This is a genomic window from Serratia sp. TSA_130.1 (assembly GCF_052691795.1).
Genome location: NZ_JBQZFS010000002.1, coordinates 829,913 through 847,325, shown reverse-complemented (window position 1 = coordinate 847,325; position 17,413 = coordinate 829,913). Strand labels below are relative to the sequence as shown.

The 17,413-nt window shown below is 61.1% G+C and carries 16 protein-coding genes; 15 read left to right on the top strand and 1 reads right to left on the bottom strand.

All coding sequences use genetic code 11. The annotated features are described in order from the left end of the window. The first annotated feature begins 5 nt into the window (after nt 1-5). The 10 genes from phrB to nei all read left to right on the top strand — a co-directional run bounded on the left by phrB (nt 6) and on the right by nei (nt 8,974). Entirely contained in the window at nt 6-1,436 is a 1,431-nt protein-coding gene (gene phrB / locus ACUTQY_RS10815; protein ID WP_046686575.1) for a deoxyribodipyrimidine photo-lyase, read from the top strand. A gap of 22 nt (nt 1,437-1,458) precedes the next feature. Next, nucleotides 1,459-2,439: an MBL fold metallo-hydrolase gene (locus tag ACUTQY_RS10810; protein ID WP_047025695.1), complete on the top strand. Its 981-nt coding sequence runs from the start codon at nt 1,459-1,461 to the stop codon at nt 2,437-2,439. An 18-nt stretch (nt 2,440-2,457) separates the two neighbouring features. Further along, complete coding sequence (locus tag ACUTQY_RS10805; protein ID WP_046686577.1) at nt 2,458-3,201, top strand: type 2 GTP cyclohydrolase I; 744 nt, start codon at nt 2,458-2,460, stop codon at nt 3,199-3,201. A gap of 159 nt (nt 3,202-3,360) precedes the next feature. Beyond that, on the top strand, nt 3,361-4,017 hold the full coding sequence (gene pxpB / locus ACUTQY_RS10800; protein ID WP_071845083.1) for a 5-oxoprolinase subunit PxpB: 657 nt from the start codon (nt 3,361-3,363) through the stop codon (nt 4,015-4,017). Further along, nucleotides 4,011-4,943, top strand: coding sequence for a 5-oxoprolinase subunit PxpC (gene pxpC, locus ACUTQY_RS10795; protein ID WP_046686579.1), 933 nt, complete (start codon nt 4,011-4,013; stop codon nt 4,941-4,943). Before pxpB ends, pxpC begins: the two co-directional genes overlap by 7 nt. Further along, nucleotides 4,933-5,673: a 5-oxoprolinase subunit PxpA gene (gene pxpA, locus ACUTQY_RS10790; RefSeq protein ID WP_004939906.1), complete on the top strand. Its 741-nt coding sequence runs from the start codon at nt 4,933-4,935 to the stop codon at nt 5,671-5,673. The genes pxpC and pxpA overlap by 11 nt, the downstream gene beginning before the upstream one ends. A gap of 54 nt (nt 5,674-5,727) precedes the next feature. Continuing rightward, nucleotides 5,728-6,459 (top strand): DUF969 domain-containing protein, encoded by a 732-nt coding sequence (locus ACUTQY_RS10785; RefSeq protein ID WP_016928734.1) that lies wholly within the window; start codon nt 5,728-5,730, stop codon nt 6,457-6,459. Then, nucleotides 6,456-7,475, top strand: a complete 1,020-nt coding sequence (locus ACUTQY_RS10780) for a DUF979 domain-containing protein (protein ID WP_033642193.1) — start codon at nt 6,456-6,458, stop codon at nt 7,473-7,475. Before ACUTQY_RS10785 ends, ACUTQY_RS10780 begins: the two co-directional genes overlap by 4 nt. Before the next feature lie 8 nt (nt 7,476-7,483). Further along, complete coding sequence (gene pcp, locus ACUTQY_RS10775; protein ID WP_016928732.1) at nt 7,484-8,128, top strand: pyroglutamyl-peptidase I; 645 nt, start codon at nt 7,484-7,486, stop codon at nt 8,126-8,128. A gap of 54 nt (nt 8,129-8,182) precedes the next feature. Beyond that, nucleotides 8,183-8,974: an endonuclease VIII gene (gene nei, locus ACUTQY_RS10770; protein WP_046686580.1), complete on the top strand. Its 792-nt coding sequence runs from the start codon at nt 8,183-8,185 to the stop codon at nt 8,972-8,974. Between the two features lie 56 nt (nt 8,975-9,030). Here the strand turns inward: nei and ACUTQY_RS10765 are convergent, their stop codons facing one another. Then, nucleotides 9,031-10,323, bottom strand: coding sequence for a citrate synthase (locus tag ACUTQY_RS10765; RefSeq protein WP_033642196.1), 1,293 nt, complete (start codon nt 10,321-10,323; stop codon nt 9,031-9,033). A 729-nt stretch (nt 10,324-11,052) separates the two neighbouring features. On the opposite strand from ACUTQY_RS10765, the gene sdhC reads away from it, so the two are divergent. The 5 genes from sdhC (at nt 11,053) to sucA (ending at nt 17,366) form a co-directional block, all read left to right on the top strand. Continuing rightward, on the top strand, nt 11,053-11,442 hold the full coding sequence (gene sdhC, locus ACUTQY_RS10760; protein WP_004939893.1) for a succinate dehydrogenase cytochrome b556 subunit: 390 nt from the start codon (nt 11,053-11,055) through the stop codon (nt 11,440-11,442). Further along, a complete protein-coding gene (gene sdhD, locus ACUTQY_RS10755) occupies nt 11,436-11,783 on the top strand; it encodes a succinate dehydrogenase membrane anchor subunit (RefSeq protein ID WP_004939891.1) in 348 nt (115 codons plus the stop codon). The genes sdhC and sdhD overlap by 7 nt, the downstream gene beginning before the upstream one ends. Further along, the gene (gene sdhA, locus ACUTQY_RS10750; RefSeq protein ID WP_015376974.1) at nt 11,784-13,550 is read left to right on the top strand and encodes a succinate dehydrogenase flavoprotein subunit; all 1,767 of its coding nucleotides are present in this window, start codon (nt 11,784-11,786) and stop codon (nt 13,548-13,550) included. It abuts the gene before it with no gap. 16 nt (nt 13,551-13,566) lie between these two features. Continuing rightward, nucleotides 13,567-14,283, top strand: a complete 717-nt coding sequence (locus ACUTQY_RS10745; RefSeq protein ID WP_015376975.1) for a succinate dehydrogenase iron-sulfur subunit — start codon at nt 13,567-13,569, stop codon at nt 14,281-14,283. A gap of 275 nt (nt 14,284-14,558) precedes the next feature. Continuing rightward, nucleotides 14,559-17,366, top strand: a complete 2,808-nt coding sequence (gene sucA, locus ACUTQY_RS10740; RefSeq protein ID WP_033644215.1) for a 2-oxoglutarate dehydrogenase E1 component — start codon at nt 14,559-14,561, stop codon at nt 17,364-17,366. Nucleotides 17,367-17,413: the final 47 nt, after the last annotated feature.

Sequence of the window (17,413 nt, the reverse complement as noted above, 5' to 3'; positions counted from 1 at the left end):
ATTTTATGACCACGCATCTGGTCTGGTTGCGTAACGATCTGCGTATCACCGACAACAAAGCGCTGCACGCTGCCTGCAGCGATCCCAAAGCCCGGGTGCTGGCGGTGTTTATCGCCACCCCGCAGCAGTGGCGGCAGCATGAGATGGCGCCGCGGCAGGCGGCGCTGATCCACGCCAGCCTGCGGGCGGTACAGCAGGCGCTGGCGCAAAAGGGCATTGCGCTGCATTGCCATGCCGGCACGGACTTTGCCGCGTCGATCGACTGGCTGGCGGAGTATTGCCGGCGAGAGCAGGTGGACGCGCTATTTTACAACCGCCAGTACGAACTGAATGAACGGCGACGCGATGCGCGGCTGGAGCAGCAGTTGAATGGACGGGTAACGTGCCACGGTTTTGATGACAGTCTGCTGTTGCCGCCGGGCAGCGTGCTAACCGGCGGCGGCGAGATGTACAAGGTTTATACGCCGTTTCGCAACGCCTTCATTCAGCGCCTGACTGAGTCCGACGTGAGCTGCCTGCCGGCGCCGAAGATCCGTGCCGATGGCGCGTTGCCTGCGCCTGAAGCGCCGGCGGCGTTCGATTATCCCGCGGCGGACATCGGGGATGATTATCCCGCCGGCGAGGAGGCCGCGCTGCAGCGGCTGCGCGCCTTTTGTCGTGAGCAGGTGCAAGATTACCTTCGGCAGCGCGATCTGCCCGCCATCGCCGGCACCAGCAGCCTGTCACCCTATCTGGCGATCGGCGCGCTGTCGCCGCGCCAGTGTTTTAACCGCCTGCGCGCCGAATGCCCGCAGCTGCTGGAAGATCGCGAGAGCGGCGCTTTCGCCTGGCTGAACGAGCTGATTTGGCGCGAGTTCTACCGCCATCTGCTGGTGGCCTATCCCGAGCTGTGTCGCCATCGGCCGTTTATCGCCTGGACGGACAAGGTGAGCTGGTGCGATGACGCGGCGAAGCTGCAGGCCTGGCAGCGGGGCGAAACCGGCTATCCGATCGTTGATGCCGCCATGCGCCAACTGAATGCCACCGGCTGGATGCACAACCGGCTGCGCATGATCAGCGCCAGTTTTCTGGTGAAGGATCTGCTAATCGACTGGCGCGCCGGGGAGCGCTATTTCATGTCGCAACTGCTGGACGGGGATCTGGCGGCCAATAACGGCGGCTGGCAGTGGGCGGCCTCCACCGGCACCGACGCCGCGCCGTATTTCCGCATCTTTAACCCGACCACCCAGGGTGAACGTTTTGATCCACAAGGCACTTTCATCCGTAAATGGTTGCCGGAACTGGCGGATGTGCCCGACAATGACATCCATTACCCCCACCGCTGGGCGGAAAAGCAGCGCCGTACGCTGAACTACCCGCTGCCGATCGTCGATCACAAACAAGCCCGCGTGGAGACGTTGGCGGCGTTCGAGGCGGCGAAACGGGGAGAGTCTTGAGGCAACTGCAAGGAGCGACGTAATGATGAAAAAGGTGCTGGCCCTGTGCCTGAGCGGCTATTCCGCGCTGGCGATCGCCGGCTTTGACGTGGTGGCGCTGGGCGTCGACGGCGGCGTCAGCGACGGCAACCTGACCTCTTATCTGATCCGCAGCGATAATCAGCCGCAGTATGTGGCGCTGGACGCCGGCTCGCTGCTGCCGGGCATCGCCAAAGGGCTGGAGAAGGGCAGTTTCCCGCAGGTGACCCCCGAGCTGGCCGCGCCTTATACGCCGCAGGGCTATGTGTTCCGGCAGTTGATCGGCGGCTATTTCATCAGCCACGGCCATCTGGACCACGTGGCGGGGCTGATCGTCGGCTCGCCCGAGGATAATAAAAAAACCGTTTACGCCCAGGCGGACACCGTGCTGACCCTGCGCAACCATTACTTCAACTGGAAGGCCTGGCCGAACTTTACCGACGCCGGCAACGGTTCGCGGCTGGGCACCTACCGGCTGCAAACGGTGCGGCCGCAGCAGCGCTTTACCCTCGGCCTGACCGGGTTGACCGGCGTGATGTACCCGCTCAGCCACGATCGCTACCCGTCGTCAATGCTGCTGATTTCCAACGGCAACGAGTTCTTCGCCTACTTCGGCGATACCGGGCCGGACAAGGTGGAGCAGTCGCGCGATCTCGATACCGTGTGGCGCGTGCTGGGGCCGCTTGTCGAGCAGAAAAAGCTCAAGGGCATGATTATCGAAACCTCTTACCCTAACGGGGTGGAGGACAAACATCTGTACGGCCATCTGACGCCGGCCTGGCTGCTGAAGGAGCTGAAGAACCTGACGCAGTACAGCGGCGGCGAAGGCTCGCTGAACGGTCTGCCGGTGGTGATCAGCCACATCAAACCGAGCCTGAAGCAGGGCGAAGAGGCGCGCGCCGCCATTGCGCAGCAGCTGGCGCAGGGCAACGATCTGGGGGTGAAATTCATCCTGATGGCGCAGGGCGACCGGCAGACATTTTGACTATGAAGAGAGAAGAGAATGCGTAACCTCGATCTGGAACAACTGATCAACACGGAACTGAACGCCGCGGCGTTTCAGGACTATGCCCCCAATGGATTGCAGGTGGAAGGGCGCCCGCACGTGCAGCGCATCGTGACCGGCGTCACCGCCTGTCAGGCGCTGTTGGACGCCGCGGTGGCGCATCAGGCCGACGCGATCATCGTGCATCACGGCTATTTCTGGAAAAACGAGGCGCCGGCGGTGCGCGGCATGAAGCGCAACCGCCTGAAAACGCTGTTGACCCACGACATCAATCTGTACGGCTACCACTTGCCGCTGGACGCGCATCCGGTGCTGGGCAACAACGCGCAGCTGGCGCAGGCGCTGGGCATTCGGGTGATTGGCGACGTCGAGCCGCTGGTGCCGCACGGGGAATTCGAGCAGCCGCTGACCGGCGAAGCGCTGCAACAGCGCATCGAAAGCCGGCTGGGGCGCGCGGTGCTGCACTGCGGCGATAACGCGCCTGAGCATATTCGCCGAGTGGCCTGGTGCACCGGCGGCGGCCAGGGCTTTATCGACAGCGCGGCGCGCTTCGGCGTCGATGCTTTCATCAGCGGTGAAGTGTCTGAGCAGACCATTCACAGCGCGCGCGAAATGGGCGTGCATTTCTTTGCCGCCGGCCACCACGCGACCGAGCGCGGCGGCGTGAAAGCGCTGGGGGAATGGCTGGCTCAGCGCCACGGTTTTGATGTGACCTTTATCGATATCCCGAATCCCGCCTGATTTTTTTCTGCGTCGGATCCAGCCCGGCCTGCGCGCCGGCTGAATCCTTTTACCGCGCTATTTCCTTATTTTCCTTATGGTTGCGTTCTATTGACAGCCGGGGCTGCGTCACGCATAACTGGTGTGTTTTTCAGCGCGATAATAATAAGGAGAATAAGGGTGCAACAAGCGCGTTATTACCTTTTAGGTGAAAGAGCGGTAGTGCTTGAACTGTCGCCGCCGGTGACGTTGCCGAGCCAGCAGCGCATCTGGGCGCTGGCGGAAAAGCTGAATCACCACCCCGACGTGCGGGAAGTGGTGCCGGGGATGAATAACCTGACGCTGTTGCTGCATACGCCGCAGGCCGACGCCGAAGCGATGCTCGCATTGCTGCAGCAAGGTTGGGAAAGCAAAGAGAGCCTGACGCCGGAATCGCGCCAGGTGGATATTCCGGTGGTCTACGGCGGGGAGCAAGGCCCCGATCTGGATGACGTGGCGCGCCATACCGGCATGACGCCGCGGCAGGTGGTGGAATGCCACGCGGCGGCGGCCTATGTGGTCTATTTCCTCGGCTTTCAGCCGGGCTTCTCCTATTTGGGCGGCATGCCGGAGCAACTGGCGACGCCACGCCGCGCTGAGCCGCGTCTGGCGGTGGCGGCTGGCTCCGTCGGCATCGGCGGCGGCCAGACCGGCATCTATCCGCTGGTGACGCCCGGCGGCTGGCAACTGATTGGCCGCACGCCGCTGGCGCTGTTCAATCCGCATGAAATGCCGCCGACGCTGCTGCGCCCGGGCGATAACGTGCGCTTCGTGCCGCAGAAGGAGGGCGTATGCTGATTATTCTGCGTGCCGGCATCTATACCACGGTGCAGGATTTGGGCCGCGAGGGATTCCGCCGCTTGGGCATCAGCACCGGCGGGGCGCTGGATCAACCGGCGCTGAAGATCGCCAACCTGCTGGTGGGCAATGCGCCGGAGGCCGCCGGGCTGGAGATCACGCTCGGCCAGTTCAGCGCCGAGTTTACCCGCCCCGGCTGGATCGCCCTGACCGGCGCCGGCTGCGACGCGCAGCTGGACGGTAAGCCGCTGTGGACCGGCTGGCGCTACCCGGTGAAAAAGGGGCAGCGGCTGGCGTTGGGCACGCCGAAACGCGGCATGCGCAGCTACCTGGCGATCTCGGGCGGTATCGCCGTGCCGGAAATGCTGGGCTCGTGCAGCACCGACATGAAAGCTGCCTTTGGCGGCCACGAAGGCCGTAACCTGAAGGACGGCGATCGGCTGCCGCTGGGCAAATCTGCCGCTCAACCGCAACATCGCTGCGGCGTGAAACAGCTGCTGTTCACCAACCGCATCCGCGCGCTGCCGGGGCCGGAGTACGCCGAATTCAGCGAAGAGGCGCAGGATACGTTTTGGCGCACCGCCTGGCAGCTCAGCCCGCAGAGCAACCGCATGGGCTACCGCTTGCACGGCGGTACGCCACTGGAGCGCACCACCGACCGCGAGATGCTGTCGCACGGCCTGCTGCCCGGCGTGGTGCAGGTGCCGCACAACGGCCAGCCGATCGTGTTGATGGCCGATGCGCAAACCACCGGCGGTTACCCGCGTATCGCCTGCGTGATCGAAGCCGATCTCTACCACTTGGCGCAGATCCGTCTCGGCGAACCGATCCACTTCGTTCTCTGCTCACTGACGGAGGCGCAGCGCGCCAAAGCCGAGCAGGATCTCTTCCTTCGACAGATTGCCTGGGGGTTACATGATCGTTGATTTGAACGCCGATCTCGGCGAAGGCTGCGCCAACGATCAGGCGCTGTTGCAATTGGTGAGCTCGGCCAACATCGCCTGCGGCTTCCACGCCGGCGATGCGCAGACCATGCGTCAGTCGGTGCGCTGGGCATTGCAGTACGGCGTGGCGATCGGTGCTCACCCGAGTTTTCCCGATCGGGAGAACTTCGGCCGCACCCGCATGCAGCTGCCGCCGGAAACGGTGTACGCGCAGGTGGTGTATCAGCTCGGGGCGCTGGCGGCCATCGCCCGCGCCGAGGGCGGGGTGATGGTGCACGTTAAGCCGCACGGCATGCTGTACAACCAGGCGGCGGTTGAGCCGGCGCTGGCGGAAGCCATCGCCCGGGCGGTGCAGGCGGTTGATCCGGCGCTGCGGCTGGTGGGGCTGGCCGGCAGCGAGCTGATCCGCGCCGGGCAACGGCTCGGTCTGACCACCCGGCAGGAGGTGTTCGCCGATCGCGGTTATCAGGCCGACGGCACGCTGGTGCCGCGCGGTTTGCCGGGGGCATTGATCGAGGATGATGAACAAGCGCTGGCGCAAACCCTGGAGATGGTGCGCCATCACCGGGTGCGCAGCGTCGATGGCGTTTGGACCGCCGTACAGGCGGAGACCGTCTGCCTGCACGGGGACGGCGAGCATGCGCTGGCGTATGCGCGCAAGCTGCGGGACAGTTTTGTTCAACAGGGCATCCGCGTCAGCGCAGAGCAGTAAAGCAAGACACAACATCACAAACAAAAAATTATTAGAAAATATCGAGGGAAGACTATGGAACAGGCCGTGAATCTCTGGCCACTGATCGGCATCGCCGCGATCGTGGTCGGGTTTGTATTGCGTTTCAATCCGGTGCTGGTGGTGATCGCCGCCGGCATCATCACCGGTCTGGCGGCGCTGATGCCGCTGGACGTCATTCTGGAAAAGCTCGGCGAGGGCTTTCTCAATACCCGAAACCTGCCGCTGATCCTGCTGCTGCCGCTGGCGGTGATCGGCCTGCTGGAACGTCACGGGCTGAAAGAGCGGGCGCAGGCGTGGATCGCCAAGATCAAAAGCGCCACCGCCGGCCGTTTGCTGATCGTGTACCTGTTCGTGCGCGAGATCACCGCGGCGATGGGGCTGACCAGCCTGGGCGGGCATCCGCAGATGGTGCGGCCGCTGCTGGCGCCGATGGCGGAAGGGGCGACGGAAAACCGCTACGGCGAGCTGCCGGAGCGTACCCGCCACCGCCTGCGCGCCATGTCGGCCGCTACCGACAACGTCGGGCTGTTCTTCGGCGAGGATATCTTCGTGGCCTTCGGTGCGATCATCTTCATGCATAACTTTATGCTGGAGTCCGGCGGCATTCAGACCGAGCCGCTGCATATCGCGCTGTGGGGCATTCCGACCGCCATTTTCGCTTTCCTGATCCACGCGTTCCGGCTGTATCGGATGGATAAACAGCTGAGCGCCGAGCTGGCGCAGCTGAATCAGGCGGCGCTGCAGGCGAAGGGGGAAGCGCGATGAACTTCCAGCAACAATACCTTTACTGGCTGGCCGGCGCGGTGCTGCTGATTGTGGCGGTGATGTCCTTGCGCGATCGCGCCAACCCGCGCCGCATCACCACCGGGCTGTTTTGGGGGCTGTACGGCCTGGTATTCCTGGTCGGCGACTGGACTTATCGCCTGCTGGGCGATGTACTGGGCGAGGGCAGTAACGAAAAACGCATGCTGCATATCATCGTTGGCGCGGTGGTGGTGGTGATGGCCCTGATTGCCGGCTTCGGCGGCGTGCGCCTCGGCAGCTATCACCAGCGGACGCCGCAGGAGCGCGAGGCGAGCGCCAAGCGCCTGGGCAACAAGCTGTTCATTCCCGCGCTGGCGATCCCGGTGGTGACGGTGGTCGGCGTGCTGCTGTTCAACAACGTGCCGGCGTTGCAAAACGCGGTATTCGGCAGCGGTAACCACGCGACGCTAATTACCCTGTTCTCGATGACCGTCGGCTGCCTGATCGGGTTGGCGATCGCGGTGACAATGACCCATGAGAAGGCGCTGCAGCCGATACAGGAAGCGCGGCGCCTGCTGGATTCGATCGGCTGGGCGTTCATTCTGCCGCAGATCCTCGCCACGCTGGGGCTGCTGTTTACCGTCGCCGGCGTCGGCACCGCGATCTCGCATTTGACCCAGGAATATCTGGCGGTCGATAACCGTTTTATCGCCGTGGCGGTCTACGCTATCGGTATGGCGGTGCTGACCATGGTGATGGGCAACGCCTTCGCCGCTTTCCCGATCGTTACCGCCGGCATCGGCATTCCGATCCTGGTGTTGCAGCACGGCGGCAACCCGGCGGTGATGGCGGCGATCGGCATGTTCTCCGGCTATTGCGGCACCCTGATGACGCCGATGGCGGCGAACTTCAACATTGTGCCGGCGGCGCTGCTGGAGTTGCCGGACAAGAATGCGGTGATCAAGGCGCAGGTGCCGACCGGCGTGCTGCTGCTGTTGGTTAACGTGTTCCTGCTGTATTTCCTGATGTTCCTGTAGGAGTAAGGATGCAAAAAGTATTGATTACCGGCTTTGAGCCGTTTGGCGGTGAGCGCCTTAACCCCTCCTGGGAAGTGGTGAAGCAGCTCAATGATATGGAGCTGGTCGGCACGCGCATCGTGGCGCGCCAGCTGCCGTGCGTGTTCGGCGCGGCGCTGGAGGCGCTCAATGCGGCGATCGATGAGGTGCAGCCGGTGATGGTGCTGGCTATCGGCCAGGCCGGCGGCCGCACCGATATCACGATTGAACGGGTGGCGATCAACGTCGACGATGCGCGCATTCCCGACAATCAGGGGCAGCAGCCGGTGGATGAGCCGATCGTCGCCGGCGGTCCGGCGGCCTATTTCAGCACCTTGCCGATCAAAGCGATGGTCAGTTCGATGCGCGAGGCCGGCATTCCGGCCGCCGTTTCGCAGACTGCCGGCACCTACGTGTGCAACCATGTGATGTATGGGCTGCTGCACCGTTTGAGCGGCCAGCGTGAGGTGAAGGGCGGTTTTATCCATATTCCGTACCTGCCGGAACAGGCGGCGGCCCACCCCGGTGCGCCGAGCATGGCGGCTTCGACGGTGCTGTTTGCGCTGGAGCTGGCCGTTTCCATTGCTTTGCAGGTGGAACACGATCTGAAAGTGGTGGGTGGCGCAACGCATTAATCAAGAACACTCCCGGCGCACCGGGCTGCGCCGGGCCTACGCAAGGAGTGGTCTATGCCGGAAGGACCGGAGATTCGCCGGGCGGCGGACAAACTGGCGGCGGCGGTGATCGATCAGCCGTTGACCGCCGTCGATTTCGCTTTTCCTCAGTTGAAACACTATCGCCAGCGTCTGATCGGCGAGCGCATCGTCGCCATCGAGCCGCGCGGCAAGGCGCTGCTGACCCATTTCTCCAATGGGCTGACGATGTACAGCCATAACCAGCTGTATGGCGTGTGGAAAGTGGCGGCGGCAGGAGAGACGCCGGAGACCAAGCGCGATCTGCGGGTGCGGCTGGAAACCGCTCGCAGCGCAATATTGCTCTACAGCGCGTCTGACATCACCGTCGGGCCGCGCGAGGAGATAGAACAGCACCCGTTCCTGCAACGCATCGGCCCCGACGTGCTGGACATGACGTTGACGGTGGATGAGGTGCAGGAGCGTTTGCTGACGCCGCGTTTTCGCCGCAGGCAGCTGGGCGGCATGCTGCTCGACCAGGCGTTTCTCGCCGGATTGGGCAATTATCTGCGCGCCGAAATTCTGTGGCAGGCCGAACTGGCGCCGCAGCACAAACCGCAGGATCTGGCGCCGGAAGCGCTTTGGCGTCTGGCGGAGGCGCTGCTGGCGGTGCCGCGTCTTTCCTATCAGACGCGTGGGCAGGCGGATGAGAACCGCCATCACGGCGCGCTGTTTCGCTTCAAGGTGTTTCATCGCAGCGGCGAGCCCTGTGAGCGCTGCGGCGCGATGATTGTGCGCACCGACCTGTCGTCGCGGCCGTTTTATTGGTGCCCGGGCTGCCAGAAATAAGCAAAAAAACGCCGCCCGAAGGGGCGGCGCTGTGCGGTTTCAGCCGGGGAAGCGGCTTACTTGGTTTTCAGCTGGGATTTGAAATCACGCTCGGCATAGCCGGTGTACAGCTGACGCGGACGGGCAATTTTGATGCCTTCGTCGTGCATTTCGTTCCAGTGCGCGATCCAGCCGATGGTGCGCGCGATGGCGAAGATCACGGTGAACATGGAAGAAGGAATGCCCATCGCCTTCAGGATGATGCCGGAGTAGAAGTCGACGTTCGGGTACAGTTTCTTCTCGATGAAGTACGGGTCGTTCAGCGCGATGTGCTCCAGCTCCATCGCCACCTGCAGCAGGTTGTCGTCCTTCTTGTTCAGCTCTTTCAGCACTTCGTGACAGGTCTCGCGCATCACGGTGGCGCGCGGATCGTAGTTCTTGTACACGCGGTGGCCGAAGCCCATCAGGCGGAAGGAGTCGTTCTTGTCCTTGGCGCGCTTGATGAATTCCGGAATGTGATCGACGGTCTTGATCTCTTCCAGCATTTTCAGCGCCGCTTCGTTGGCGCCGCCGTGCGCCGGCCCCCACAGGGAGGCGATGCCGGCCGCGATGCAGGCGAACGGGTTGGCACCGGAAGAGCCGGCGGTGCGCACGGTCGAGGTAGAGGCGTTCTGCTCATGGTCGGCGTGCAGGATCAGGATGCGATCCATGGCGCGTTCCAATACCGGGTTCACCACGTACTCTTCGCACGGGGTGGCGAACATCATGTGCAGGAAGTTGCCGGCATAGGACAGATCGTTGCGCGGATAAACGAACGGCTGGCCCAGGGAGTATTTGTAGCACATCGCGGCCACGGTCGGCATTTTGGACAGCAGACGGAACGCGGTGATTTCACGGTGACGCTCGTTGTTGACGTCCAGCGCATCGTGGTAGAACGCCGCCAGCGCGCCGGTCACGCCGCACAGCACCGCCATCGGGTGCGAGTCGCGACGGAAGCCACGGAACAGATGGGTGATCTGGTCGTGGATCATGGTGTGGCGGGTTACGGTCGTTTTGAAGGTCTCGAACTCTTCCGGCGTCGGGGTCTCGCCGTACAGCAGGATGTAGCACACTTCCAGGTAGGAAGATTCTTTCGCCAGCTGTTCGATAGGGAAGCCGCGGTGCAGCAGCACGCCTTTGTCGCCGTCGATGAAGGTAATCTTGGATTCGCAAGAAGCGGTGGAGGTAAAGCCGGGATCAAATGTGAAATAACCTTTGGAACCCAGAGCGCGGACATCGAGGACATCAGGGCCCAGTGTCGGTGTCAATACGCCCAGTTCGATCGGAGCTTCGCTGTCGTTAATGGTTAGCGTCGCTTTCTTATCAGTCATTTACTGTCTCCTTAGCGCCTTATTTTAAAAACCACTAACAACTGAAATACCTTAAATCTCTGCAGGTTGCCCGCAAAAAATGGTGCGGACGCTAACTCTGTGAGCGACTGCGCAACTGTGCGCGGGTAGGGTACAGAGTGCTGACCAGGCGAACGAGACGGGTGACCAGTTGTTAACGATTCAGAGTAATTCGTTATAGTCTGTTAATCTTACCTATGAGCTGTTCGAAGAGATGTGAACCTATCCCAATAAACTGTTTTTATTTGCTTTATTTGCTTTTTGACGCCGGCAAAATCGAGCGGGAAACAACGGCTATTGGGATAGGTTCGCCAAATACACTGTTGCATAACTCGAACCCGGGGGGAAGTGTATCTGCTGACCCGTAGCGCATCATAGGACCGTTTGTGCCCCTATATGTAATGGAAATGTTGATCTCTTGTCAAATCAGATAATTAATTTTGCACTAATTGTGAAATCCGTGATCTGAATCACTGTTCGGGGGAAATGTTATCAAAGCGGTTGTATGAGAATTGTAATCAGAATGTGATCCTCCTATACTGCCGCCAGGTCTCCGGATTACCCTGAAGTAGGAGCACCCAGCGTTATAAATGCGCGCCGTTTGAGCACAGAGGATGTTGATGTTTGAGCGCGTGACGTGTAAGGGTTTTAGGCTCTTAACGCTGTCTGATCCCCGCCCAGGCCCGGAGGAAGGAAAATAATAAGAGCTGTGTGGGCAAATACGTGAAAAAACAACGACCTGTCAACTTGGATCTGCAAACGATCCGGTTCCCCGTAACTGCGATAGCGTCTATCTTACACCGAGTCTCTGGCGTAATTACCTTCGTTGCCGTGGGTATCCTCCTCTGGCTGCTGGGCCTGTCACTCTCTTCCCAAGAGGGGTTCCTGCAGGCGGCCGCCATCATGAATAGCTTCATCGTCAAATTCATATTCTGGGGCATCCTCACGGCGCTGGCCTATCACATTTGCGGTGGCATCCGTCACTTGTTAATGGATTTTGGCTACATCGAAGAGAGTTTGGCCGCCGGCACCCGTTCCGCCCAGGTGGCGATCGGTCTGACCGTCGTGCTGTCAGTTCTGGCTGGAGTCCTCGTATGGTAAACAACGTTTCTGCATTAGGGCGCAACGGCGTGCACGATTGGCTGCTGCTGCGTGCTTCCGCTATCATCATCACCCTGTACGTCCTGTATATCCTGGGCTTTTTCGTCACGGCTCCGGAACTCACTTATGACATCTGGCGCGGTTTCTTCGCCACTTCCATTACGAAAGTGTTCACTCTGCTGACCTTGCTGTCGATTCTGGTTCACGCCTGGATCGGGTTGTGGCAGGTGCTGACGGACTACGTCAAGCCGCTGGCGGTTCGCCTGGTGTTGCAGCTGGCTGTCGTGGTCGCGTTGCTGGTCTATTTACTGTACGGAACAATCGTAGTGTGGGGTGCTTAAATGAAACTGCCAGTCAGAGAGTTTGATGCCGTCGTAATCGGCGCCGGCGGTGCGGGCATGCGTGCCGCGCTGCAAATTTCCCAAGCGGGCTCGACCTGTGCCCTGCTGTCCAAAGTTTTCCCGACCCGTTCCCATACCGTGTCCGCCCAGGGCGGCATCACCGTCGCGCTCGGCAACAGCCACGAGGACAACTGGGAATGGCATATGTACGACACGGTGAAAGGTTCCGACTATATCGGTGACCAGGACGCCATCGAATATATGTGTAAAACCGGCCCGGAAGCGATTCTGGAACTGGAACACATGGGCCTGCCGTTCTCTCGCCTGGACGACGGCCGCATCTATCAGCGTCCGTTCGGCGGTCAGTCGCTGAACTTCGGCGGCGAGCAGGCGGCGCGTACCGCAGCCGCAGCCGACCGTACCGGCCACGCGCTGCTGCACACCCTGTACCAACAGAACCTGAAAAACCACACCACCATTTTCTCTGAGTGGTATGCGCTCGATCTGGTGAAAAACCAGGACGGCGCGGTGGTCGGCACCACGGCTATCTGCATCGAAACCGGTGAAGTGGTTTACTTCAAAGCCAAGGCCACCGTGCTGGCGACCGGCGGCGCAGGCCGTATTTACCAGTCCACCACCAACGCCCACATCAACACCGGCGACGGTGTCGGCATGGCGCTGCGCGCCGGCGTGCCGGTGCAGGACATGGAAATGTGGCAGTTCCACCCGACCGGCATCGCCGGCGCGGGCGTGCTGGTGACCGAAGGCTGCCGCGGCGAAGGCGGTTACCTGCTGAACAAACACGGCGAGCGCTTCATGGAGCGTTATGCGCCGAACGCCAAAGATCTGGCGGGGCGCGACGTGGTTGCCCGTTCGATCATGATCGAAATCCGCGAAGGCCGCGGCTGCGACGGTCCTTGGGGCCCGCACGCCAAGCTGAAGCTGGATCACCTGGGTAAAGAGGTACTGGAATCCCGTCTGCCGGGCATCCTGGAACTGTCCCGCACCTTCGCGCACGTCGATCCGGTGAAAGAGCCGATCCCGGTTATCCCAACCTGTCACTATATGATGGGCGGCATTCCGACCAAAGTGACCGGCCAGGCGCTGACCGTGAACGAGAAAGGCGAAGACGTGGTGATCCCGGGGTTGTTCGCCGTGGGCGAAATCGCCTGCGTATCGGTGCACGGCGCCAACCGCTTGGGCGGCAACTCGCTGCTCGACCTGGTGGTGTTCGGCCGTTCCGCCGGCATGCACCTGCAGGAATCGCTGGAAGAGCAGGGCGTGAGCCGTGACGCCAGCGACTCCGACGTGGAAGCCTCGCTGGACCGTCTGAACCGTTGGAACAACACCCGTTCCGGCGAAGACCCGGTCGAAATTCGCAAAGCGCTGCAGTCTTGCATGCAGCACAACTTCTCGGTATTCCGCGAAGGCGATGCGATGGCCAAGGGCCTGGAAGAACTGAAAGTGATCCGTGAACGTCTGAAGAACGCACGCCTGGACGATACCTCCAGCGAGTTCAACACCCAGCGCATCGAGTGCCTGGAGTTGGATAACCTGATGGAGACCGCGTATTCCACCGCCGTGTCGGCCAACTTCCGTACCGAGAGCCGTGGCGCACACAGCCGCTTCGACTACCCGGAACGCGATGACGCCAACTGGCTGTGCCATTCGCTGTATCTGCCGCAATCGGAAAGCATGACGCGTCGTGAAGTGAACATGCAACCGAAGCTGCGCCCGGCATTCCCGCCGAAAGTGCGTTCTTACTAATTGCGGAGATCGACAGATGAAACTCGAATTTTCCATTTATCGCTACAATCCGGATGTCGACGACGCGCCGCACATGCAGGACTACACCCTGGAAGCGGAAGAAGGCCGTGACATGATGCTGCTGGATGCGTTGATCCAGCTGAAAGAAAAAGATCCGACCCTGTCGTTCCGTCGCTCATGCCGTGAAGGCGTGTGCGGTTCCGACGGCCTGAATATGAACGGTAAAAACGGCCTGGCGTGCATCACTCCGGTTTCGTCGCTGCGCAAAGGCAACGGCAAGATCGTGATCCGTCCGCTGCCGGGGCTGCCGGTGGTGCGCGATCTGGTGGTGGATATGGGGCAGTTCTACACCCAGTATGAAAAGATCAAGCCATACCTGCTGAACGACGGCAAGAATCCGCCGGCGCGTGAGCACCTGCAGTCGCCGGAACAGCGCGCCAAGCTGGACGGTCTGTACGAGTGCATCCTGTGCGCCTGCTGCTCGACTTCGTGCCCATCGTTCTGGTGGAACCCGGACAAGTTCATCGGGCCTGCCGGTCTGTTGGCGGCGTATCGCTTCCTGATCGACAGCCGTGACACGGAAACGCAAGAACGTTTAGATGATCTGGACGATGCTTTTAGTGTTTTCCGCTGCCATAGCATTATGAATTGTGTCAGTGTATGTCCTAAAGGCTTGAACCCGACGCGTGCGATCGGGCATATCAAGTCCATGCTGCTGCAACGCGGCGCATAAACGGAATGAGATGCTGCGCCGGGCTCTTTTCCGGCGCACATCCCATAGGGGAGGGAACCTCTAAAAACTGACCCGCGGCTGCGGCGCTATGCAGCCTGGTTCTTCCGCCGGTTTTTAGAGGTTCCTTGTAAGGGACCGCAAGGTCCATAACAGAACGTATCGGGCCGTCATGGCCGCAAGTACGTCGAGTGAACCGTTTTACGGCAAACCGTATTCATCACGGTAATTATGTTAACCACGGCGAAAACTAAAGCTTCAAAGCTTAAGGGATCATGATGCAGAACGGCGCAATGAAGGCCTGGCTGGATTCCTCCTATCTGGCGGGCGCGAACCAGTCTTACATAGAGCAGCTCTATGAAGATTTCTTAACCGATCCGGGTTCCGTTGAAGATAGCTGGCGTTCCATTTTTCAACAGCTACCAACCGCGGGTGTCAAACCCGATCAGCTCCACTCTCAAACGCGCGACTACTTCCGCCGCCTGGCGAAAGACTCCGCGCGCTACAACACCACCATCACCGATCCGGCAACCGACGCCAAACAGGTCAAGGTACTGCAGCTGATCAACGCCTTCCGCTTCCGCGGACATCAGCATGCCAACCTCGATCCGCTCGGCCTGTGGCAGCGTGAGCAAGTTCCTGACCTTGAGCCCGCTTACCACAACCTGACCGAAGCCGATTTCCAGGAAACCTTCAACGTGGGCTCTTTCGCCATCGGCAAAGAAACCATGAAGCTGGGCGATCTGTACGCCGCGCTGAAGCAGACCTATTGCGGTTCGATCGGCGCTGAATACATGCACATCACCAACACCGAAGAGAAACGCTGGATCCAGCAGCGCATCGAGTCGGTGGTGGGGCGCGCCAGCTTTACCGCCGACGAAAAACGCCGTTTCCTGAACGAGCTGACCGCTGCGGAAGGCCTGGAACGCTACCTGGGCGCCAAATTCCCGGGCGCCAAACGCTTCTCGCTGGAAGGCGGCGACGCGCTGGTGCCGATGCTGAAAGAGATGGTGCGCCACGCCGGCAAGAACGGCACGCGTGAAGTGGTGTTGGGCATGGCCCACCGCGGCCGTCTGAACGTGCTGATCAACGTGCTGGGCAAAAAGCCGGCCGACCTGTTCGACGAATTCGCCGGCAAGCATAAAGAACACCTCGGCACCGGCGACGTGAAATATCACCAGGGCTTCTCCTCCGACGTGGAAACCGAAGGCGGCATGGTTCACCTGGCGCTGGCGTTCAACCCGTCGCACCTGGAGATCGTCAGCCCGGTGGTCATGGGGTCGGTTCGCGCCCGTCGCGATCGTCTGGACGAAGCGCGCAGCAACATGGTGCTGCCGATCACCATCCACGGCGACGCCGCCATTACCGGCCAGGGCGTGGTTCAGGAAACCCTGAACATGTCTCAGGCTCGCGGCTACGAAGTGGGCGGCACCGTGCGCATCGTCATCAACAACCAGGTTGGCTTCACCACCTCCAACCCGCTGGATGCGCGCTCTACCGAATATTGCACCGACATCGCCAAAATGGTTCAGGCGCCGATCTTCCACGTTAACGCGGACGATCCGGAAGCCGTGGCCTTCGTCACTCGCCTGGCGTTGGATTTCCGTAACACCTTTAAGCGTGACGTGATGATCGATCTGGTCTGCTACCGTCGCCATGGGCACAACGAGGCCGATGAGCCGAGCGCCACCCAGCCGGTGATGTATCAGAAGATCAAGAAACACCCTACGCCGCGCAAAATCTACGCTGACATTCTGACCGAACAGAAAGTGGCCAGCCTGGAAGATGCCACGGAAATGGTCAACCTGTATCGTGATGCGCTCGACCGCGGCGATTGTGTGGTTGAAGAATGGCGTCCGATGAATCTGCACTCCTTCACCTGGTCGCCGTACCTGAACCACGAGTGGGACGAAGAGTACCCGAGCAAGGTTGAGATGAAGCGTCTGCAGGAACTGGGCCGCCGCATCAGCACCGTGCCGGAAGCGATCGAAATGCAGTCACGCGTGGCGAAAATCTACGCTGACCGCGCCGAGATGGCGGCGGGCAACAAGCCGTTCGACTGGGGCGCCGCCGAAACGCTGGCCTACGCCACCATGGCGGATGAAGGCATTCCAATCCGCATCTCCGGCGAAGACGCCGGCCGCGGCACCTTCTTCCACCGTCACGCGGTGGTGCACAACCAGAAAAACGGTTCGGTCTATGTTCCGCTGGCGAATATCCACAGCGGCCAGGGCGAATTCAAGGTCTGGGACTCCGTGCTGTCTGAAGAGGCGGTGCTGGCGTTCGAATACGGCTACGCCACGGCGGAACCGCGCACGCTGACCATCTGGGAAGCGCAGTTCGGCGACTTCGCCAACGGCGCGCAGGTTGTTATCGATCAGTTCATCAGCTCCGGCGAGCAAAAATGGGGCCGTATGTGCGGCCTGGTGATGCTGCTGCCGCACGGCTATGAAGGCCAGGGCCCAGAGCACTCCTCCGCGCGTCTGGAACGTTATCTGCAGCTGTGCGCTGAGCAGAACATGCAGGTGTGCGTCCCGTCCACGCCGGCGCAGGTTTACCACATGCTGCGTCGTCAGGCGCTGCGCGGTATGCGTCGTCCGCTGGTGGTGATGTCGCCGAAGTCGCTGCTGCGTCACCCGCTGGCGGTCTCTTCGCTGGACGAGCTGGCCAATGGCACCTTCCTGCCGGCGATCGGCGAGATCGACGATTTGGATCCGAAAGCGGTCAAGCGCGTCGTGCTGTGCTCCGGTAAGGTTTACTACGACCTGCTGGAACAGCGTCGCAAGAACGAGCAGAAAGACGTGGCCATCGTGCGCATCGAGCAGCTGTATCCGTTCCCGCATCAGGCCGTGCAGGCCGTGCTGGAGCAATACTCGCACGTGCATGACTTCGTCTGGTGTCAGGAAGAGCCGCTGAACCAGGGCGCCTGGTACTGCAGCCAACACAACTTCCGTGAAGTGGTGCCGTTCGGGGCTTCTTTACGTTACGCAGGACGTCCGGCCTCCGCCTCTCCGGCGGTGGGTTATATGTCCGTACACCAGAAGCAGCAGCAGGCTCTGGTGAATGATGCGCTGAATATTGACTAATGTTCGCTCGCTTGCCGGCCGAGGGGCCGGCAAGCAGATGATAAAAA